Source organism: Paractinoplanes lichenicola (genome assembly GCF_016785085.1).
In the GTDB taxonomy this organism is placed as follows: domain Bacteria; phylum Actinomycetota; class Actinomycetes; order Mycobacteriales; family Micromonosporaceae; genus Actinoplanes; species Actinoplanes lichenicola.
Genome location: NZ_JAENHO010000002.1, coordinates 465,403 through 486,364 on the forward strand (window position 1 = coordinate 465,403; position 20,962 = coordinate 486,364).

The 20,962-nt window shown below is 70.9% G+C and carries 15 protein-coding genes; 5 read left to right on the plus strand and 10 right to left on the minus strand.

The window, feature by feature from the left end; translation table 11 throughout:
* Nucleotides 1-70 precede the first annotated feature (70 nt).
* Nucleotides 71-1,246, plus strand: a complete 1,176-nt coding sequence (dinB, locus tag JKJ07_RS06690) for a DNA polymerase IV (protein ID WP_202990344.1) — start codon at nucleotides 71-73, stop codon at nucleotides 1,244-1,246.
* Nucleotides 1,247-1,324: 78 nt separating this feature from the next.
* Nucleotides 1,325-2,080 carry a precorrin-6A synthase (deacetylating) gene (cobF, locus tag JKJ07_RS06695; protein WP_202990345.1) on the plus strand — a complete coding sequence of 252 codons (756 nt, stop codon included), beginning with the start codon at nucleotides 1,325-1,327 and terminating at the stop codon, nucleotides 2,078-2,080.
* Here cobF and JKJ07_RS06700 read toward each other — a convergent pair.
* A complete protein-coding gene (locus JKJ07_RS06700) occupies nucleotides 2,074-2,589 on the minus strand; it encodes a hypothetical protein (RefSeq protein ID WP_202990346.1) in 516 nt (171 codons plus the stop codon). The two genes, cobF and JKJ07_RS06700, sit on opposite strands and share 7 nt — an antisense overlap.
* Nucleotides 2,590-2,681: 92 nt before the next feature.
* On the opposite strand from JKJ07_RS06700, the gene JKJ07_RS06705 reads away from it, so the two are divergent.
* The gene (locus tag JKJ07_RS06705) at nucleotides 2,682-3,305 is read left to right on the plus strand and encodes a lipoprotein (RefSeq protein ID WP_202990347.1); all 624 of its coding nucleotides are present in this window, start codon (nucleotides 2,682-2,684) and stop codon (nucleotides 3,303-3,305) included.
* On the opposite strand, the gene JKJ07_RS06710 is transcribed toward JKJ07_RS06705, so the two are convergent.
* From JKJ07_RS06710 to JKJ07_RS06725, 4 genes are all read right to left on the minus strand, one after another.
* The gene (locus JKJ07_RS06710; protein WP_202990348.1) at nucleotides 3,289-4,473 is read right to left on the minus strand and encodes an MFS transporter; all 1,185 of its coding nucleotides are present in this window, start codon (nucleotides 4,471-4,473) and stop codon (nucleotides 3,289-3,291) included. The genes JKJ07_RS06705 and JKJ07_RS06710 overlap by 17 nt on opposite strands.
* 407 nt (nucleotides 4,474-4,880) lie before the next feature.
* The gene (locus JKJ07_RS06715) at nucleotides 4,881-6,095 is read right to left on the minus strand and encodes a hypothetical protein (RefSeq protein ID WP_202990349.1); all 1,215 of its coding nucleotides are present in this window, start codon (nucleotides 6,093-6,095) and stop codon (nucleotides 4,881-4,883) included.
* 46 nt (nucleotides 6,096-6,141) lie between these two features.
* Complete coding sequence (locus JKJ07_RS06720) at nucleotides 6,142-7,305, minus strand: type III PLP-dependent enzyme (protein ID WP_236028453.1); 1,164 nt, start codon at nucleotides 7,303-7,305, stop codon at nucleotides 6,142-6,144.
* 64 nt (nucleotides 7,306-7,369) lie between these two features.
* Nucleotides 7,370-10,072 carry a putative bifunctional diguanylate cyclase/phosphodiesterase gene (locus JKJ07_RS06725; protein WP_202990350.1) on the minus strand — a complete coding sequence of 901 codons (2,703 nt, stop codon included), beginning with the start codon at nucleotides 10,070-10,072 and terminating at the stop codon, nucleotides 7,370-7,372.
* 170 nt (nucleotides 10,073-10,242) lie between these two features.
* Between JKJ07_RS06725 and JKJ07_RS06730 the strand changes: the two genes are divergently transcribed.
* A complete protein-coding gene (locus JKJ07_RS06730; protein ID WP_202990351.1) occupies nucleotides 10,243-13,425 on the plus strand; it encodes a GH92 family glycosyl hydrolase in 3,183 nt (1,060 codons plus the stop codon).
* Here the strand turns inward: JKJ07_RS06730 and JKJ07_RS06735 are convergent.
* The 4 genes from JKJ07_RS06735 to JKJ07_RS06750 are packed head-to-tail and all read right to left on the minus strand — an operon-like array spanning nucleotide 13,404 to nucleotide 15,406.
* Nucleotides 13,404-14,102, minus strand: a complete 699-nt coding sequence (locus tag JKJ07_RS06735; protein ID WP_236028454.1) for a SprT-like domain-containing protein — start codon at nucleotides 14,100-14,102, stop codon at nucleotides 13,404-13,406. The two genes, JKJ07_RS06730 and JKJ07_RS06735, sit on opposite strands and share 22 nt — an antisense overlap.
* Nucleotides 14,103-14,107: 5 nt before the next feature.
* On the minus strand, nucleotides 14,108-14,494 hold the full coding sequence (locus JKJ07_RS06740) for a YciI family protein (RefSeq protein WP_202990352.1): 387 nt from the start codon (nucleotides 14,492-14,494) through the stop codon (nucleotides 14,108-14,110).
* Nucleotides 14,495-14,531: 37 nt separating this feature from the next.
* Nucleotides 14,532-15,062 (minus strand): GNAT family N-acetyltransferase, encoded by a 531-nt coding sequence (locus tag JKJ07_RS06745; RefSeq protein ID WP_202990353.1) that lies wholly within the window; start codon nucleotides 15,060-15,062, stop codon nucleotides 14,532-14,534.
* Between the two features lie 11 nt (nucleotides 15,063-15,073).
* Nucleotides 15,074-15,406: an immunity protein CdiI family protein gene (locus tag JKJ07_RS06750; protein ID WP_202990354.1), complete on the minus strand. Its 333-nt coding sequence runs from the start codon at nucleotides 15,404-15,406 to the stop codon at nucleotides 15,074-15,076.
* A gap of 73 nt (nucleotides 15,407-15,479) precedes the next feature.
* On the opposite strand from JKJ07_RS06750, the gene JKJ07_RS51615 reads away from it, so the two are divergent.
* Nucleotides 15,480-18,701 carry a CHAT domain-containing protein gene (locus tag JKJ07_RS51615; RefSeq protein WP_202990355.1) on the plus strand — a complete coding sequence of 1,074 codons (3,222 nt, stop codon included), beginning with the start codon at nucleotides 15,480-15,482 and terminating at the stop codon, nucleotides 18,699-18,701.
* A 135-nt stretch (nucleotides 18,702-18,836) separates the two neighbouring features.
* Here the strand turns inward: JKJ07_RS51615 and JKJ07_RS06760 are convergent, their stop codons facing one another.
* On the minus strand, nucleotides 18,837-20,873 hold the full coding sequence (locus JKJ07_RS06760; protein WP_202990356.1) for an NAD(+) synthase: 2,037 nt from the start codon (nucleotides 20,871-20,873) through the stop codon (nucleotides 18,837-18,839).
* Nucleotides 20,874-20,962 lie beyond the last annotated feature (89 nt).

Below are 20,962 nucleotides of genomic sequence, written 5' to 3' on the forward strand. Positions count from 1 at the left end.
AGGTCAGAAGCCGGAAACCACCCGGGGGTTTTCCTCCACGCCATTCGAACGTGTGTTCTATAGTGGCGCGGTGGCAATCCTGCATGCCGACCTCGACGCGTTCTACGCCTCGGTGGAGCAGCGTGACGACCCGAGCCTGCGGGGGCGTCCGGTGCTGGTCGGCGGGGGTGTCGTGCTCGCCGCGAGCTACGAGGCCAAAGCCCTGGGCGTCCGCACCCCGATGGGCATCGGTCAGGCCCGCGCGCTCTGCCCCCATGCCGTCGTGGTGCCGCCGCGCATGAAGGCGTACACGACGGCCAGCAAGGCGGTGTTCGAGATCTTCCGCGACACCACCCCGCTGGTCGAGGGCATCTCGATCGACGAGGCGTTCCTCGACGTGGGCGGCCTGCTGCGGGTCAGCGGCACCCCGCGCGAGATCGCCGCCCGGCTCCGGGCCGAGGTGCGGGCCCAGGTCGGGCTGCCCATCACGGTCGGGATCGCGGGCACCAAGTTTTTGGCCAAGGTGGCGAGCGCGGTCGGCAAGCCGGACGGGCTGCTCGAGGTGCCGGCCGGGGGCGAGCTCGCGTTCCTGCACCCGCTGCCCGTCGAGCGGCTGTGGGGGGTGGGCCCGGTCACCTCGGCCAAGCTGCGCGAGCGCCGGGTCAACACGGTCGGCGACGTCGCCCGGATCGGCGAGGCGGCCCTGGTGTCGATGCTGGGCCCGGGCTACGGCCGCCATCTCTACGCGCTTTCCCACAATCAAGACCCCCGGCGCGTACGGGTGGGGCACCGCCGCGGCTCGATCGGGGCGCAGTGCGCGCTGGGTCGCCGGCCGCGGCCGTTCGCCGAGATCGAGGCCACTCTCGACGCGCTGGTCGACCGGGTGACCCGGCGCATGCGCGGCGCCCAGCGGGCCGGTCGCACGGTCACCCTGCGGCTGCGCTTCGACGACTTCGGCCGGGCCACCCGATCGCGGTCGCTGCTCAAGGCGACCATGCAGACCCGGCTGATCCAGTCGACCGCGCGCGACCTGCTGACCGAGGCGGGCGAGCTGATCGGCGCGCGGGGGCTGACCCTGGTGGGGGTGGCGGTCAGCAACCTCGACGGGGACGGTCATGTGCAGCCGTCATTGTTCGACGACGCCGAGGACGATCGGCTCGATGTGGCGATGGACGCCGTACGGGATCGCTTCGGCTCCTCGCTTCTGACCCGGGCGGCGACGATCGGGCGTGAACTGGGGCCGTCGGTTCCGATCCTCCCCGACTGACCCCGGCTCCGGACGCGTGCGGCGTACTGGTGCGGGTGCTTCGCGGTGCCGCCGGGCCGGTGCGGCACACTGGTGCGGGTGCGGAAGATCTATCTGATCGGGATCGGCGCGGGCGACCCGGACCACCTGACCCTGCAGGCGGCCAAGGCCATCGGGCGTACGGACGTCTTCTTCCTGCTCGACAAGGGCGAACTCAAGGCCAGCCTGGTCGACCTGCGGGAGCGGATCGTGCGCGGCTACTCGAAGCCGAGCCGGCGCATGGTCACCGGCCGCGACCCCGACCGCGACCGCACCCCGGCCGACTACGAAGGCACCGTCGACGACTGGCGTAGCCGCCGCTCCCAGGTGATCGAGGAGATGCTGGTCGAGCACCTCAAGGAGGACGAGACCGGCTCGTTCCTCGTCTGGGGCGACCCCACCCTGTACGACTCGTCGCTCGCGATCCTCGAGGAGGTGCTGGCCCGGGGCGCGATCGACTTCGAGTACGAGGTGATCCCCGGCATCAGCAGCGTCTCGGCGCTCGCGGCCAAGCACCGGGTGCCGCTCAACCGGGTCGGCCGGCCGTATCAGGTGACGACCGGCCGCCGGCTCGCCGAGGGCTGGCCCGAGGGCGTCGACGACGTGGTCGTCATGCTCGACGCCCAGCAGGCCTTCACCGCTTATCCCGACGTGGACATCTTCTGGGGCGCCTACGTCGGCACCGAGGACGAGATCCTGCGGTCGGGCCGGGTGTCCGAAGTGGCCGACGAGATCGTCAAGACCCGTACGGACGCCCGGACCGAACACGGCTGGATCATGGACACCTACCTGCTGCGCAGGCCCCAAGATCAGTAGTTGACGGTGACCCCGGCGGCCTTGCAGGCGGCCGTGAGGTCGGTGCCGCTCTTCTCGAAGCCGGGGGCGTCGAGCGCGGCCTCCGGGTTGGCGCCGGCCTTGGCCGCGTTCGCGCCGGCCTCGGTGGCCAGGGTCGCGAAGGTCTTCACGGCCTTGCCGACCTCGGACTCGCTCGACCCGGCGGCGGTGGTCAGCTGGTCGGCCAGGCTGACCAGGATCTTCTGGTAGCCCGCGCCGTCGAGCTCGCCCTGGGTCTTCTGCATCTGGCTGATCAGCTCGGCCTTCATGGCCTTGTCGGCCTTGCCGGCGGCGGTGCAGATCGTCTTGTCGTCCGGCGCGTCACCGGCCGCCGGGGCGGCGGCCTCGGTCGTGGCGGCCGGGGCGGCGCTGGTGGCCGTCGTGGCCGGGGTGGTGCTCGAAGCCTCGGTGGCGTCGTCGCCGGCACAGGCGGCCAGGGACATCATCGAGGCGCCGACGAGAGCAGTGAGAACAGTGCGAAAGCGAAGCATGGAACTGGACCCCCGTACGAAATGTGGTGTTGGCGCGGGACTGTAGCGGGGGGATAGAGCGAGATCAAATCAACGCCTACACTCTCGATCCCGTGAGACAACTAGCTCTGGCCGGCCTCGGCGCCGCCGCACTCGCCCTGGCGGCCTGCGACAGCGGCAACGAGCCGGTCTGGACCCCGCCCGCCGCCACCGCCCCGTCCGCCGCCGCTCCCGCGCCGGGGTCCGATCTCGAGGCGACCCGGGTCGGTGCCGCGGGCAGCGGTTGCGAGCTGCCCGTGACGTTCGGCGTGGCCGAGTCGTGGAAGCCCAAAGCGGTGGCGCCGATGAAGGCCGACGACCCGCTGGCCGAGCTGACCCGGCGGGGCCCGATGACGATGAAGTGCGAGATCGACGCCAAGCCGGCGGGCAACATCGGCTTCCTCCGGGTCTACACCGGAAAGACGGGCGACCTCGAGGCGAACCTGACCGCCTTCGCCGGCGCCACCGCGCAGGAGAAGCGGTTCCGGGCCGTGAAGGTCGGCGACCGGGAGGGGCTCGAGGTGGTCTACAAGGCCAAGAACCCGCTCGAGGACGTGCTCGACCCCGAGCGGGCCTTCGCCGTGGCGACCGATGCCGGGCTGGTCGTGGTGGCCCTCGACAGCCTCGACAGCGGGGAGTACGAGGAGATGCTGCCGGCCTACGAACTGGCCAAGAGCAGCCTCACCGCGACTTCGTGAGCTCTCGTGGACGGCTCGCGGTGGCTAGCACGTAGAGGGCCACCGCGGGCACCACGAACAGGCCGGCGACCGAGATGCCGGCCCCGATCGCCCGGCGCTGCGCCACGAACCCGGCCGGCGGGCCACCCGCGACCTGCCCGAGCGCGTCGGCCTGCGACACGATCGAGAAGACCGTGGCCCGCGACTCCGGGGCGGTGGCCGAGACGAGCCAGACGTTGAGGATCGGGCCGGCCGTGTCGCGCAGGAGGCGTACGGCCAGATAGAGCCCGACCGCCGACCACCAGTGACCGGCGAGGCCGAGCCCGATCATGCCGGCCGCGGTGAGCGCCTGCACGACGGCGAGCACCCGCCCGACCCGCTGCGGCCGCACCACGTCGATCCACCGCCCGGCCAGCCCCGTGACGACGATCGAGCCGAGGGCGGCCACGATCGCGAGCCCGCCGAAGACCAGCTCGACCGGGTGCCCGCCGACGAACGGGATCAGGAACGGCTGGCTCAGGCGGTCGAAGCCCTCGCTGCTCATGCCGGCGAACAGCGTGCCGCCGAGGATCGCGACGAGCACCACGTTGCCTCTGACGGCGGATAGCTGGCTGGACACTTTTTCGCGTTTCGTGGCCGGACTCCAGCGGTCCTCCGTCATCAGCGCGATCAGCAGGACGGCCAGGGCCAACGTGACGACCGCGCCGACGACGATGGGCAGGGCCGGTTCGATCGCCGTCAGGCCGACCGCGGCCACGATGCCGGCCAGCGCACCCGCCTGCGAGACCTGGCCGCCGCGGACGAAGGCCCGGGTCACCCGCTCCGGTTCGATCTCGTCGGCGGCCCAGGCCTCCTCGGCGCCGTCGACGCAGACCGCCCCGATCGCCCAGACGACATTGGCGACGAGGATGGCGGCGTACGAGGGAAAAAGGCCCCAGACCAGCAGGCCCACGCCCATCAGCAGATAGCCGGCGATGACCGACAACCGCCGGCTGTACCGATCGGCGATCACCCCCGTCGGCACCTGCGCGACGAAACAGACGGCCTCCATCAGCGTGCCCACCAGCACAAGCTGAAGCGGCGACAGCCCGACGACGGTCGCCTGATAGATCAGGTTGAGAGTGAAGGCGGTGCGGGACGCAAACGACCCGACGCCGGAAACGAGCAGATAAAGCCGATAGGCGGACATGCAGAAGCGCTCCGGGATCGCGAATGACCCGGTGCCGTGAGGTGTGGCGCCGCTACTACAGGGTCATCAGCCCGGCAGACGACACAGGGCACCGGAAAAGCCGACGATGCCGCGCGCAGTTGTCATGCCCGAGATGATCGACGCTTGCGACCTCCGCGGTCAACCGAATTCGCGTGGCCGCTGACATGTCGTGCTGCGTGGCCGCTCGCCGGTTTTGCTGCGTGGCCGCTGACCTGTCGCGCTGCGTGGCCGCTCGCCGGTTCTGCTGCGTGGCCGTCCACCTGTCCCGCGGCGTAACCCGCCCTCCCCGGGGGCCCCCGTCCCGGACCAATTTTACGCCGAATGGCTTGCAGGAACTTGCATTGTCCACAGGGGCGATTTGTCCCTCGGACTTATCCACAGGGCCGTCAGCCGTGGGCGACTCGGCGGAAAATATGGGGCGCGGTGGTCAGGCCGGCCCACAAGGTCAGCGTGAGCACACCGAGGATCAGGGCGGCCCCGCTCGCGGCCACGCCGATGGCGGGGGCGGCGACGAGCATGGGAAGGAGGCGGACGGAGATGGCACCACCAAGTGCGCGCACCGAGGCGCTGTAGGCGAGGTCGCGGGTCACGGATTCGGGCTTGGCGCCGGCGGCCACGCGCGCGTCCATGTCGCCCTCGAAGGCGGTCTGGCTCAGGCCCGCGGCGAACTGGGCCACGACGACCATGAAGGCGTGCGCGGGGGCGAGGATCCAGCCCGCGAGCATGCCCAGGCCCCACAGCGACCAGCGCAGCACGGCGGGCAGTCGCAGCCGGCCGATGACGGCGACCGCGCGGGTGGCGAGCAGGGTGCCGATGCAGAAGGCGATCGCGGAGACGGCCACCCAGCGTTCGCCGTGCAGTTCGGAGGTGACCGGGATCGCCAGGAGGGTGGGGCCGGAGGCGAGCAGCATGATGCCGGCGCCGGCCAGCAGCAGCCGGGGCTGGGGGAGACGCCAGGGCGCGGGGGTCGCGGGGGGAGTGGCCGCGTGACGCCAACGCGCCGGGGCCGAATCACGACCGGCGATAGGGGAGGGGGCGATGCGAGCCCGGCGGGCGATCAGCACCGTCGGCAGCAGCGAGCCCAGATAGACGACGTAAACGGCCGTGAGCAGCCAGCCCGTCGGATGTCCCAGGGTGCCCGTCGGCAGCATGGCGGCCAGGGCGGTCCCGGCCGCTTCGACGCCGGCGATCGCGACCGCGTAGCGGGTCATCGAGCGTGGCGAGGCGTCCACTGCCGACACCTCGGCGCGCATGCCCGCGAAGCCGGCCCACGCCGCGACGTGTTGCAGGGCCACGAGCAGCGCGACCAGCCAGGAGGGCCAGCCGGCGATCAGGCCGTTGAGGGTGCCGAAGCGCAGCAGCACCTCGATGCCGGCGGCGCCGCGGAGCAGGGTGCGGCCGTCGAGGTGGCGGGACAGCCAGCCGGTGACGGGGGCGGAGAGCACGACGCCCACGAGCATGGCCGCGTTGAGGAGGGCGGCTTCCGCGAGCCCACCGCGGGCGGTCGCGATGAGCACGATGAAGGTCCAGCCGAGGGCCATGCCGAACGAGTCGACGATGCCCGAGAAGAGGAGTTCGCGCAGGCGGCCGGCGCGACGCATGCCACCAGGACCGGCCCTGCGGCGGCCCCGGCGGAACATGACGGCTTCAGCCACGCGACCGGCCGGCCCCGACAAAGCCGGCGTGGGCAGAGAGATCGGCCCCGACAAAGCCGGCGTGGGCGGAGAGATCTGCGCCGCCGACGAAGAGCGGAGTGGGCGGGGCGAAGCCGTTGAAATTCGAGGCGTATGCCAGCGTGTACCCGCCGGTGCTGCCCAGATAGAGCACGTCCCCCACGGTCAAAGCGGCCGGCAGCAGAACCCCGTACGCGATGGTGTCGGTGCTGTCGCAGGAAGGCCCCGTGATCGTGTACGGAATCAGGTCGCCCGACGACGTGGTCCGGATGGGGAAGTCCCAGCCGCCGGGGGTCTGCAGCACCTCCATCAGCCCGTTGTAGGCGCCGACCTCGAGGAAGAGCCAGTTCTCCTCGCCGCGGCGTTCGTGGCCGATCACGGTTGCGGCCAGCACGCCCGACTCGGCCACCAGGTGCCGGCCGGGCTCGGCGACGATCAGCGGCGGCCGGTACGGCAGGGCGTCGAGCGCCTCCATCGTCGCGGCGCCGATCTCGGCGATGGCAGGCACGTCCGACGTGTATCGGGCCGGGAAGCCGCCGCCCAGGTCGAGCATCTCGAGGTCGATGTCGTCGTGGCGCAGCCGGTCCATCAGCTTGCCCGCGGCGTCGACGGCCTCGGCCCACGCGTCCGGGCGGGTGCACTGCGATCCGACGTGGAAGGTGATCCCGTACGGCTTGAGGTCGAGCCGCTTGGCCAGCAGCAGCAGGTCGTACGCGTCCTCGAGGTCGGTGCCGAACTTGCGGGACAGCGGGAAGACGCTGGCCTCGTCGTCGACGCGCAGGCGGACGTAGACGGCCGCGCCGGGCGCGTGCTCGGCGATCTTGGCGAGCTCCCCGGGGGAGTCGAAGCTGAAGCGCCACAGCCCGGCGGCGTGCGCGGCCGCGATGTGCTGGGGCGGCTTGACCGGGTTGCTGTAGAGCACGTCGGCCGGGTCGACGCCGATCGTCTCGAGCATGCGCAGTTCGCCGATCGACGCGATCTCGAAGCCGGCGCCCTCGGCGTGCAGCGTGCGCAGGATCTCGGGGGACGGGTTGCACTTCATCGCGTAGTGGACCTGGACGCCGGGCAGTGCCGCCCGGAACGCCGCGTGCCGGTCGGCCACCGTGCCCAGGTCCGTCACCAGGTACGGCGTCGGCATGTCGATCGCCTTGAGCATGGCCGGGCTCAGGGCGGCGGGCCACGAGGAAAAAGGGCTCGAGGAATCAAGCACGGGCGGAAGCGCCTTCCAGGAACAGTCGGCCGGCTTCGGTGGCCGGGACGGGGCGGGAGAAGTAGTAGCCCTGCGCGAAGTGGCAGCCCATCTCGCGCAGCGCGGCGAGCTGGCCGAACTCCTCGATCCCCTCGGCCACGGTGTCCATGCCGAGGCTCTTGCCGAGCTGGACGATCGTGTCGGCGAGCGCGGTGTCGTCGGTCAGGGCGCCGAGCCGCTCCACGAACGAGCGGTCGATCTTGAGGGTGTCGACCGGGAAGCGGCGCAGGTAGGCCAGCGACGAATACCCGGTGCCGAAGTCGTCGATGGCCAGCGTGACGCCGAGCGCCTTGAGGCGGACGAGCTGTTCGAGGTTGTCGTCGGTGTCGGTCATCAGCACGCTCTCGGTCATCTCGAGGCAGAGCTGGTTGGCCGGCATGCCGGTCTCGGCCAGGATGCCCGAGACGACGTCGACCAGGTCGACCCGGTCGAACTGGCGGACCGAGACGTTGACGGCCATCTTGACGGGGCGCCCGCCGCCGGCCTTGCTCCACGCGACGGCCTGGCGGCACGCCTCGCGCAGCACCCATCGGCCCAGCGGCACGATGAGCCCGGTGGCCTCGGCGATCGGGATGAACTCGGCCGGCGGGATCAGCCCGCGGGTCGGGTGCTCCCAGCGGGCCAGCGCCTCGAAGCCGATGACCTCGCTGCTGGCCAGGTCGATGGTCGGCTGGTAGTGCAGGTGCAGCTGCTTGCGCTCCAGGGCCAGGCGCAGGTCGGCCTCGAGCTCGAGCCGTTCGACCAGGCCCGACAGCATCTCGGGGTCGTAGCTGGCGTAGCCGCTGCCGCCGGCCGACTTCGCCTTGTACATGGCCAGGTCGGCGTTGCGCATGAGCTGTTCGGCGCCGTCGGTCTCGCCCGCGTCGAGCAGCCCGGCCGCGGCCAGGCCGATGCTGGCCTGCACGTGGATGTTGCGGCTCTCGCTGGCGAACGGCTCCTCGAGCACGTCGATGATGCGCCGCGCGACCTGCTCGGCGTCGGTGCCGTCGGCCGGGGCCTGGATGAGCACGGCGAATTCGTCACCGCCGAACCGGGCCACCAGGTCGTTCTCCCGTACGGAGGCCCGCAGCCGGTCGGCCACCTGCACGAGCAGCTGGTCGCCGGCCAGGTGGCCGAGGCTGTCGTTGACCTCCTTGAACCCGTCGAGGTCGAGGAAGAGCACGGTGACCTCGTCGTCGGCGGGCTTGCCGCGCAGCGCCTCGCCGACCCGCTCGCGGAACAGCGCGCGGTTGGCCAGCTGGGTCAGCGCGTCGTGGTAGGCCTCGTGCACGAGCTGGTCCTGCAGTTCCTTGCGCTCGCTGATGTCGCGGGTGTTGAGCACCAGGCCGGCCACGCTGGGGTCGCTCAGCAGGTTGGTGATGGTCATCTCGGCCTGGCGCAGCCGTCCGTCGCGGTGCTGGACGGTCAGCTCGAGCACGGTGGTGGCGTACGGGCGCCCGGCGACCTGGCGCAGCGCCTGGGCCAGGCGGATGCCCGACTCGGGGTCGATCAGCTTGGTCAGGCGGCGGCCGGTGAGGGCCCGCGCCGGATAGCCGAAGACGCGCTGGGCGGATTCGCTCTGGTAGAGCACGTCGGCCTCGGGGCTGACCACCGTGACCACGTCGGAGCTGTGCTGCACGAGGGCGTGGAACCGCTGCTCGCTGGCGAACAGCTCGGCCGTACGGGCGGCGACGCGGGCCTCGAGCGTACGGGTGAGGTTGCGGTTCTCGCGGAGGGTCAGCAGCTGCCGGCCGACGATGAGCAGGATCAGGGCCGACCGGGTGTACGCGACGAACAGGTTGGTGTGGCCGGTGGTGGCGTACCAGACGACCGACGTGAACAGGGCCGCGAGCACCGCCACGTACGGGAGCAGGATGCCGACCGGCTGCTGGCTGTCCTCGTCCTCGACGTCCTCGGCCCGCTTGACCGGCATCAGCGCCGCCAGCAGGATCAGCGAGAACCCGGTGAACCAGCCGATGTCGGTGACGCCGCCCGCGGTGTACGCGTCGAGCAGGTTGAGGTAGGCGTAGCCGATGTCGGAGACCGCGAACGCCACGATCCCGACGCCGACGACCGCCAGCTGGTTGAACGTGCGGCCGCTGCGGCGCTGCTGGGCCAGCATGTAGAGCACCATGGTCACGATGACGACGTCGCCCAGCGGGTAGGCCAGGCTGACGTAGAGGGCCAGGCCGGCCCGGCCGTCCTCGAGCAGCGGGACGACGACGAAGATCCAGGCCATCAGCACGAGCGAGGCCGCGATCATCAGCCCGTCCAGCACGCTGCGGATCCGGCCGGCCAGTGCCTGGGTGCGGCTCGGCAGCACGAGCAGGCCGATCGGGGTCAGCACGACCATGCCGAGATAGCCGAGGTCGGCGTTCGAGGGCAGCGGCACTTCCCGCCCGACGATGCTGTACCAGCAGGCCACGCTCTGGCCCAGGCCCCAGCTCAGCACGCCCAGCCCGATCAGGCTCCAGCCCCAGCGCATGCGGCCGGTGAAGCGGCGGGAGCGGCGCAGGCAGGCGACGGCGGCGACGAGCGCGGCCAGGCACAGGCCGAAGTTGGAGACGGCCACGGCCATGCCGGCGCCGGTGCTCAGGATGACCGCGAAGGCGACGACGACCGCGCCGACGGCACCGCACAAGCGGTACCAGTCGGCCGCGCGGGTGCTGGTTGCCATCACGTCTCCCCAGATAGGCGGTCCAGCGGAAGATCGGGATCGGCGGGCCGGGCTTGAGAGGTTCGGCCGGGCAGCCGGTTGCGAATCGGGTGCAGAACTTATTGACGTACGTCTCTGTCTGGTGACAACGTTGTCAAGGCCCGATCACGCCGGTCACGAGAGGCTCATCCATGCACTTGTTGCTCAGCGCGGCGCTAGTCACCTCGGTGCTCGCGGCGCCGGCGCCGGTGGACGCCCAGCCCGTCGACCTCGTCCGCCCCTTCGTGGGCACCGAGAACTTCGGCAACACGTTCCCCGGGGCCAGCGCGCCCTTCGGCATGGTGCAGGTCAGCCCCGACACCGGCGGGCAGGGCGGCTACGACTACCGGCAGAGCACGATCTACGGGTTCAGCCAGACGCACCTCTCCGGCGTCGGCTGCGGGGTGGCCGGCGAGCTGCCGATGATGCCGACGACGGGCGCGATCACCAGCGTCGACCCGAACGTCTACAAGTCGCCGTACAGCCACGACGACGAGGAGGCCTCGCCCGGCTATTACCGGGTCGGGCTGGCCAAGTACGACGTCGAGGCCGAGCTCACCGCGACCGCGCGCACCGGCTGGCAGCGTTACACGTTCCCGGCCACCGGCGCGGCCAACGTGCTGTTCAACACGGGCAAGGCCAACCAGTCGGTGTTCGACTCCGAGATCCACGTCGTCGACGACCGCACGATCGAGGGGCGCGTCGAGGCCGGCAACTTCTGCGCCGGCAAGGACGATCACACGGTCTACTTCACCGCCTCCTTCGATCGGCCGTTTTCCGCGTACGGGACCTGGCGCGGGTCGGCGATCAGTGCCGGAACCCGGGATGCGGCCGGGGCCGGGTCGAACGGCGCCTACGTCACGTTCGACGCCACGGCCGACCGGGATGTCGTGGTCAAAGTCGGTCTCTCCTACACGGGTATGGCGGGGGCACGAGCGAACCTGGCCGCGGAGACCTCGTCGTCCTTCGACTTCGACGCGGCCCGCTCCGCTCTGCGCGAGTCCTGGGTCGCGGCGTTAGGCAAGATCAACATCGGCGGCGGTACGGAGGAGCGGCGCGCGGCGTTCTACACGGCGCTCTACCACTCGCTGCTGCACCCCAACGTGGCCGGCGACGTCGACGGCTCGTACGTGGGCTTCGACCGGACCGTGCACAAGGCCGAGGGCTACACGCCGTATCAGAACTTCTCGCTGTGGGACACGTATCGCCCGCAGAACCAGCTGCTCGAACTGCTCACTCCCGACGTCGCCCGGGACGTCGCGCTGAGCGTGCTGGCGATCGGCCGCGACGGCGGCTGGCTGCCCCGCTGGGCCCTCGCGAACAGCGAGACGAACATCATGACCGGCGACCCGGTGACGCCCTTCCTCGTCGAGGCGTGGTCCAAGGGCCTGCTCAAGGGCCACGAGAGCACCGCGTACGAGTTGTTGCGCAAGAACGCGCTGAGCGAGCCGCCGGCCGACTCGCCGTACAACGGGCGTACGGGCAGCAAGTACTACAACGCCCGCGGCTACGTCCCGTCCGGGTTGAAACTCGGCACCGACTGCGTGCACAAGGGCGGCGACAACGACTGCGTGCACCCGGCCTCGGCCACGCTCGAATACTCGGCCGCCGACGCGTCGCTCGCGCTGATGGCCCGGGGGCTGGGCAAGACCGAGGACGCGCGGCTGTTCGCGGCCCGCGGGCAGTGGTATCGCAACCTGTGGGACGGCTCGATCAAGCAGTTCCGGCCGCGCACCACCGAGGGCACCTGGCTCACCCCGTACGACCCGGTGGCCGCGGCCCAGCAGTTCCACGAGGGCGGGGCGTATCAGTATCAGTGGCTGGTGCCGCAGGACCCGGCGGGACTGGTGCAGCTGATGGGCGGACGGGCGGCCACCGCGCGCCGGCTCGACAGCTTCTTCGCGTACGAGAAGCTCTTGAAGGACCCGGCGGGAACCGCGCGCACCGACTGGATCGCCAGCCCGTACGACTACTACGCCAAGCCGACGTACAACCCGAACAACGAGCCCGACCTGCTCGCGCCGTACATGTATCACTGGGCCGGCGCGCCCGCCAGGACCGCGACCGTGGTCCGCGCGGCGATGACCCTCTTCACGACCGGGCCCGACGGCATGACTGGCAACGACGACCTGGGCACGATGAGCGCCTGGTACGTCTTCTCGTCGCTCGGCCTCTATCCGACCATGAGCGGCGCCAACTTCCTGGCCGTGTCGTCGCCGCAGTTCCCGTCGGCCGCCGTCAAGCTCGGTAACCGCACTCTGACCATCACGGCGCCCGGCGCGTCCGATCAAAACCGGTACATCCAGCGCGTACGGGTCAATGGCTCCTCGCTCACGAAGAACTGGGTGCCGTGGTCGGCGGTCGGCTCGGGCGGGACGATCGCGCACACGCTCGGCACCTCCCCGTCGTCGTGGGGCACCGCGGCCGCGGCCGAGCCCCCGTCGGTCAACCAGGCGCCGCTCGACAACCGCACCGCACTGTCGGCCGCGATCCGCCCGGCCTCGGCCGCCGTCCCGCCCGGCGGCAGCGCCACGCTCACTGTCGACATCGTCGGCCAGGCCCCCGGCACGCTGCGGCCCCGGGTCACGGCGACCGCACCGGCCGGGTGGCGCGCGGTCGTCAAACAGCCCGGCCCGATCGTGTCGCGGCACCTGCCGGTCTCGGCCACGGCGACCGTCACCGTGACGGCCCCGGCCTCGATCGCGGTGGGCACCTATCCGCTGACGGTCGACGTCTCGGGCGTCGCGAGAACCGCCAACTTGATCGTCACGAACCCGTCCGCCTGCTCCTCCGCCGTTCAGGGGCAGTGCGCGGTGGTGCTCGCGCCGACCCGGGACGGCACCGCCACCGTGGCTGCCTCCGACTCGGGCAACTTCGACGGCGGCGGCTGGAGCTACGACGCCGACCTCATGCCCGCGGCCGGCCCGGTCACCTGGTCGGGCGTGACGTACGACGCGCCCGACCCCACGGGCACGGCGGCCAACTTCACGGCCGCCACGGGCCAGACGCTGCTGCTGCCGGCCGGCTCCCACACGTCGGCCAACCTGGTGCTGACCAGCCACAACGGGCCAGTCGGGAGCTCGGTGACGCTTGGGTACACCGACGGCACCTACGCCTCCGTGCCGGTAACTGTGGCCGACTGGTGCGGCACGGCGGCCGCGGGCACCACCGCTCTGCTGGCCCTGCCCCACCGCATCAAGGCCGGCCAGGGTGTCGACGGCCCGCCGGTCTCGCTCTTCGAGGCGCGGCTGCCCCTGGCGGACGGCAAGCAGCTCCGCTCGATCACCCTGCCCGACGACGCCCGCGTCTACCTCTACGCGCTGACGCTGGCCTGATTCGTCAGCGGCTCGGCCCCGCCGAACGAGACGCTCAACAGACCCTTCCCCGTACGCACCTGATAGCGGCTGCGCCCGCGCTTCTCGACGGTTCCGGTCAGCCCGGCGTACTTGCCCTCGACGGTCAGCCGGACCCGGTCACCGACGGCGGCGAGGGCCGGCCGCGGCGTGGGCCGGCGCTCGAGGAGCCGGGTCAGCTCGGCGGCGTAGCGCGGGTCCATCGCCGCCGGCCGGCCCCGGTGCGTCCACTCGTAGCGGGCGGACAGGTCGAACGTCTTCGAGCACTCGGGGCACGACCGCACCCGGACCGGCCGCCGGTGCGCGGTCGTGCGATGACCCGCGGCACACACCCCGACCCAGGTCCCGTCGACCTTGGGCGTGTCGGCCGGCAGGCACCGCCCGCCCGTGTAGCCGATGCGCCGGGCGATGCCGCGCCACACCCGGTCGTGCCCGTGCCCGGCGCCGGCCAGCGCGTGCGCGATCTCGTGCAGGATCGTCTGCCGCACCTGCTCGGGCTCGTACAACCGCATCAGCGGCCCCGACAACGCGATCTCCCGCCGGTCCGAGCGGCACGACCCGGCGCGGGTCTTGGCCCTGTCGAACACCAGCCGCCACCCGCTCAGCCGATGATCGGCCATCAGCCCCGTGGCGAGCTCGCGGACGTCCCCCAGCTCCAACCGTGCTACCCCTTCGCAGAGCTCCTCGCGCCGGCCTGGCGCACCATCTCGTCGCGGGCGGAATCGGCCCCGAGCTCCCGCACCTCCTGCGCGCACCGGCAGGCCTCGGCGATCTTGGCGGCCCACTTCAGCGCCTCGTCGCGCGAGCTTACGTCGACCACGACGAAACCGCCGATGACCTCCTTGGTCTCGGGGTAGGGGCCGTCGCTGACCATGCCGTCCGGGGTCACGATGCTCGCCCGCTGACTGTTCAGGCCGCCGCCGAACACGAACACGCCGGCGTCCGCGGCCTCCTGGCACGCCGCCTTGGCGGCCTCGCCCACCGCGGGCAGGTCCTCGGCGGTGATGTGATCCATCGCGCCCTCGTTGAACGAGATCAGGTATTGCGCCATCGCATGACTCCCTCGTCGTGACTACCTCTTGCTTGTGCTACGAACGACCGCCCCCGGATCCGACACCTCGCGCCGGGCGCTCGTAAAGAAATTCGGTGCCGTCCTCCTCGTCCCACTGCTCGCCGACGTGCACAAAGCCGAACCCGGCGATGGTGGCCAGCGAGGCCTCGTTGTCGGGCCGGATGCTGGCCCGCACGGTCACGGCCGCCGGCTCGGCCGCGGCCCAGCGCAGCAGCTCGGTCACCATCGCCCGCGCATAACCCCGCCGGCGATGCGCGGGGTCGGTGCTGTATCCGATCTCCACCATGCCGTCGTCGTCGGGCGGCCCGTGGAAACCGCCGGCGCCCACCACCACGTCGTCAGGGACGGAAACCGCGGCCCGTACGACCCAGTCGGCGGCCGGGGGATCCTGGGCGATCTGGTCGAGCCGCAGCCGCCACAGCCACGTCACCTCGTCGGACAGGAACCATTCGGTCAGCCCGGCCCCGGACAGGTCGCGGGCCGTGGCCAGATCGCCGTCGAGCAGGGCCGTGAGAGTGGCCGGCGCGAGGCGCACAAAACGAATCATCGCCGCCGATCCTAGGGGCCGCGCCGCTCCCGCATCGGCCGGTGGTCGTCGTCGTGGGCATAGCTGACGTCGATGTCGGGCAGCTCGTTCTGCAGCTCGTACGCCAGACGCAGCCCGTCGGCGACCCAGCGCCGCTCCGCCTCGGGGCTCGGGAACTCGAAATCGGTCAGGGCGGTCCGCTGATATTGCCCGTTCCACGAGCGCAGCCGGACCGCCAATTCCGCGCTCAGACCCAGGTCGTCCAGGTCAGCCGGCCCTCGATGCTCCCGATCGGTGTCCCACAGCCCGTCACCGTCGTGCTCGGCCATGACCCGCAGGGCCAAGGGTCGATACGGCTCATCCATACCGCGATGATGCCTCACCCGGGGCTCGGGAGCCGGAGACTGCACGAACGACCCGGCATCGTACTGTCCGTCAGTGACGGTGGTGGAGCAGCTTCAGGTTATCGACGAGCTTACGGCCCTCTACCACGCACTGCCTGAGGACGATCCCGATCGGCTGGCCGTTTCGCTCCAGCTGAGCCTGGCGCACCTCGTCCGGTATCGCCAGGATCAGCACCTACCCGCGCTGGACGCATCGATCGCGTACGGAGGAAACGTCCTGCATCGACTCTCGCCGGGTCACCCCTCCTGGCTCGGCCTGATGCAGCATCTGGCGGGCACCCTGCTGACGCGCCACGAGAAGACAGCGGATCCGGCCGATCTCGACGAGGCGATCGGCGCGGCCCGGGCGGCGCTCGCCGTAGCTCCGAACGCCGCGCTGTTCGTCATCCTCTGCACGGCGTTGCTGACCCGTCGCAGGCCAGGTGATCTCGACGTCGCGGTCCGCTGTGGGCGGGCGGCCCTCGACGCGGGGAAGGCGGTATCGGGATCGAGCGGGTGGACGGTCGATCTGGCCCATGCCCTCGAGGAGCGCTTCCATCAGCGCGGCGGCGATCGGGACCTGGGCCAGGCGGTCGAGTTGCTGGATCGGGTGGACGATTCAGGGCGCGACGGCCGGTACTGGCACGTCCGGGGCTCAGTCCTGCTCAGCCGGGCGCAGGTGGCCGTCGACCATGCCGACGTGGGGCACGCCATCACGGCGTTTCGCGCCGCCGATCGCCTCGCCTGCAACGACCCGATGAAACGCGCGGACTCCCTCGGCGGGCTCGGCGGCGCGCTGGTCCTGCGCTTCGAAAGGTGTGGCCAGGAGGTCGATCTCGATGAGGCGGTCGAGGCTCAGCGCCAGGCCGTCCGGTTGGCCGAGTCGCGACCGGAGGCGGTGGCCCATCACCGATCGGGCTGCGCGCTCGCCCTGATGCGCCGTCACGAGCACACCGGGAACCGCGAGGATCTCAGCGAGGCGGTTGAGCTGGCCCGTGCGGCGGCAGCCTTTCCCCAGCCTGATGACGCCGTAGCGACAGCGGTAGCCTCGACCACGCTGCAGATCATCCTCCAGAGCCGGTACGACCTGTTGGCCGACACCTCAGACCTGCGAGAATCCATTGCGGTTGGGCGTCGGCTCTTGAAACTGCTCCCGCCCGGTTCGCCGCAACGAGTGACCTGCCTGTTCAACCTCGCCATGTCGCTGCGGGAGTCCTACGACCGCGACGGCGAGCCGGAGGAGATCGCCGAGTCGATCAGCCTGCTGACGACGTGCCTTGCTGAGTGTGGGGAAGACTTCCCCGAGCGGGCGGTTGTCCTCGGCGACCTCAGCCGGTCCTACTGCCTCCGATACCGGCGCTCCGGCGCCCCGGCCGACCTGGACCGGGCGGTCGAGTTCAGCGGCGCCGCTGTGGCTCTCTCCCGCGACGGCAGGCTTGTCGAGGGGCACCTCAGTGTGATGCTCGAATCCCTCCGGCGCGGGCACCGCGATGTCGGACTCGATGAGTTGGTGTCGGTGGCCGAAAGGGCGCTCGCCGAGGCAGCACCAGGCCCTCGCGGATCGGTGGCTTTGTTCAACGCCGCGGTAGGGTGCTGGCAACGGTTCCTGCACCGGGGAGATACCCGCGATGCGGCACTCGCGCAGAGGCGGTATCGCGACGTCGCCATCGCGGCGCCGGAGTCCGGACCGGTCGGCCTGCGGGTGCGGGCAGCACGAGGGTGGCAAACGGCGTCAATGGCGCGCGCCGACCTGGCCGAAGCTGTGGCCGCCTCCGCCGCGATCGTCGCGCTGCTGCCCCTTCTGGCGTGGCACGGCATCGGCGGCGCCGACCGCCGGAGGCTCCTGACGACGATGTTCGGCGCCGCTTCCGACTCGGCCGGGTGCGCGATCGAGGCCGGCCGGCCGGCCGTCGCGGTCGAGCACTTGGAGGAGGGCCGCACCATCCTCTGGTCCCAGGTCCTCGACATCCGTGGCGATCTCAGCCAGTTACACAAGAGCCATCCCGGCCTGGCCGACCGGCTCGACGAGGTCAGGTCCGCGTTGGACGCGGCCGGCCGGTCCGCGTTGGCCCCGTCCGGCCGGTCACACCAGACAGCCGAGGATGTCGACGGCCGTATGGCGCTGGCCCGTGAGTGGGATGACCTCGTCGCGCGGGTTCGCGCGCGGCCCGGTTTCGCCGGCTTTCTGCGGCCGCCGCGTCTTGAGGCGCTGTTGCCGGCCGCCGCGGACGGGCCGGTGGTCATCCTGAATGTCAGCCAGTGGCGATGTGATGCCCTCATAGTCCGGACCTCCGGTGTGGAGGTCGTCGAACTGCCCTTGCTCACGGCGGACATCGTTACCGAGCGGGTACAGGCATACCTTGAGATCGTCAGGGGGTGGCAGGGCCGGGACCTGGCATCGGCCGCCGAGGCCGACGCGAAAGACGACGCGTTGGGCGACAGCCTCAGATGGATGTGGGACAGTTTCGCTGCCCCGGTGCTCGACCACCTCGGCTATGTCGCGCCACCCGTTCCGGGCAGCGACTGGCCGCGGATCTGGTGGTGTCCGACCGGCCTGCTCGCGCTGCTGCCGATCCACGCTGCCGGTTACCACAGCACGCCGGGGAAGGCCGTGCTCGACCGGGTGGTTTCCTCGTACACCCCGACTCTGCGTGCTTTGCTGGCGGCCCGCGAGGGACGGGCAGGCGGTGGCCGCTTGCTCTTCGTCGGCATGCCCGACACACCCGGCCAGGCCGACCTGCCGAACGTCAATCGGGAGGAGGAGTCGATCGTCAGGCTGTTCGCCGACCGGTGCACCCGGTTGGTCGGCCCGGCAGCCGAACGTGAAGCAGTCATGAAAGCGCTGCTGGAGCACGATAGTGTCCACTTCGCGTGTCACGGCGAACAGAGCCTCGGCGACCCGTCGCTGGGCAGGCTGTTTCTGCAGGACGGCGACCTCACAGTCACGGATTTCGCCTCGCGGCGGTTTCACGGCGAGTTCGCTTACCTGTCCGGCTGCAAGACGGCCGTCGGCGGTTTCACCCTGCCGGACGAGGCGATCAGCTTGGCCGCGGCGCTGTACTACATGGGATACCGGCATGTCATCGCAACGTTGTGGTCGGTACGGGATGATCATGCCGCGCAGGTCGCGGAGGACGTTTACCTTGCGCTGGTGCGCGACGGCGTCCTCCAGCCGGGAGGCGCGGCGCGGGCGCTGCACGACGCGGTCCGACGCCTACGCGAGGCCCTCCGAAACCGGCCCGGCGTGTGGACCCCGTTCACGCATACCGGACCCTGAGCGGGGGCCACCTGCCGCGAACGCCTGGCAGCAAGAACTGACCAGTCGATTACGGCAGCAGCATGCGACCTCAAGCCGGGTTCATGTCAAGTCGAGGAACTCCTCGAAGCGGGCCTCCCCGGCCCCTGACGAAAGTTACTCGATGGCGTCCCAGCGTTCGAGGTCGCGCAGCCAGGCGTTGGCGTTGCCGTCCGAGGGGGCCCGCCAGTCGCCGCGGGGCGATAGCGACCCACCCGCCGAGACCTTGGGCCCGTTGGGCATCGCCGAACGCTTGAACTGGGCGAACGCGAAGAACCGGCGGCAGAACGTCTCGAGCCACTGCCGGATCTCGGGCAGGTCGTAGGCCACCCGCTTCGGCGCCGGGAAGTTCGGGGGCCAGGCGCCGGCCTCGGCGTCGTGCCACGCGTGCCAGGCCAGGAAGCCGATCTTCGACGGGCGCATGCCGTAGCGGAGCACGTGGAACAGCGCGAAGTCGTGCAGGGCGTACGGGCCGATGGTGCTCTCGGTCGACTGGAGCTCGGCCCCCGGCACCAGCTCGGGGCTGATCTCGGTGTTGAGCACGTCGCCCAGCACCGCGCCGACCTCGGCGTCGAAGATCTGCTCCGAGACCACCCAGCGGATCAGGTGCTGCATCAGCGTCTTGGGCACGCCGCCGTTGACGTTGTAGTGGCTCATCTGGTCGCCCACGCCGTACGTGCACCAGCCCAGCGCCAGCTCCGACAGGTCACCCGTGCCCAGCACGATGCCGCCGCGCTGGTTGGCCAGCCGGAACAGGTAGTCGGTGCGCAGTCCGGCCTGCACGTTCTCGAACGTCACGTCGTAGACGGGCTCGCCCGACGCGAACGGGTGCCCCATCTCGGTCAGCATCAGCTTGGCCGTCGCCGTGATGTCGAGCTCGGCCGCGGTCACGCCCAGCGAACGCATCAGCCGGTGGGCGTTGCTCTTCGTGTTGTCGCTGGTGGCGAAGCCGGGCATGGTGAACCCGAGGATGTCGCTGCGGGGCCGCCCGGCCCGGTCCATCGCGCGCGCGGCCACGATCAGCGCGTGCGTCGAGTCGAGCCCGCCCGAGATGCCGATCACGACCTTGGGGTTGCCGATCGCCGACAGGCGCTGCTGCAGACCCGCGACCTGGATGTTGTACGCCTCGTAGCAGTCCTGCGCGAGCCGGGCCACGTCGGCCGGCACGAACGGGTAGCGCTCGACCCGCCGCCGCAGCCCCAGATCGCCGGCCGGGGCGTCGAGCCGGAACCGTACGGACCGGAACTCGCCGGTCCGATCGGCGTGAGTGCGCCGGTTGTCGTCGAACGATCCCATCCGCAGCCGCTCCTGGCGCAGCAGGTCGAGGTCGACGTCGGCGATCGCCATCCGGTCGTCGAGCGGGAACCGGTCGGTCTCGGCCAGCAGCACCCCGTTCTCGTAGACCATCGTCTGCCCGTCCCACGACAGGTCGGTCGTCGACTCGCCCAGGCCCGCGGCGGCATACACGTACGCGGCCAGGCAGCGCGACGACGCCGACTTGCACAGCAGCCGCCTGTCCTCGGCCCGGCCCACGGTGATCGGGCTGCCCGACAGGTTGAGCAGCACCGTCGCGCCGGCCAGGGCGGCCTCGGCGCTGGGCGGAATCGGCACCCACATGTCCTCGCACACCTCGGCGTGCACCACCAGCCCCGGCACGTCCTCCGCCGCGAACAGCAGATCGGTGCCGAACGGAATGTCGCCCCCGAAGCCGTTGTAGAAACCGCCGCGCTCGTCGTCGCCCGCCGCGATCTGCCGCTTCTCGTAGAACTCGCGATAGTTCGGCAGATACGACTTCGGCGCGATCCCCAGAATCCGCCCGCGGTGAATGACGACCGCGCAGTTGTAAATGCGGTTCCGGTGCAGCAGCGGCGCCCCCACCACCAGCATCGGCAGCAGGCCGGCCGACCCCTCGACCACCGTGCGCAGACCGGCCAGCACGTCGTCGAGCAGCACGTCCTGCATCAGCAGGTCCTCGATCGAATAGCCGCACAACCCCAGCTCGGGAAAGAGCGCGACGGCCACCCCCTGCTCCGAGCATTCGCGGGCCAGGCGCAGAATCGCCGCCGCATTGGCCGCGGGATCCCCCACGACAGCGTGATTGGTGCACGCGGCCACGCGCGCGAACCCGTGCTGATAAATCGACCGAAAGTTCACCACCCCATCATGGTCAAGCGCCCGCCGTCTGTCCCCGCAACTTCAACCCCTTTTCCCGTACGAATCGTCACGTCGACAAAAGCATCGGG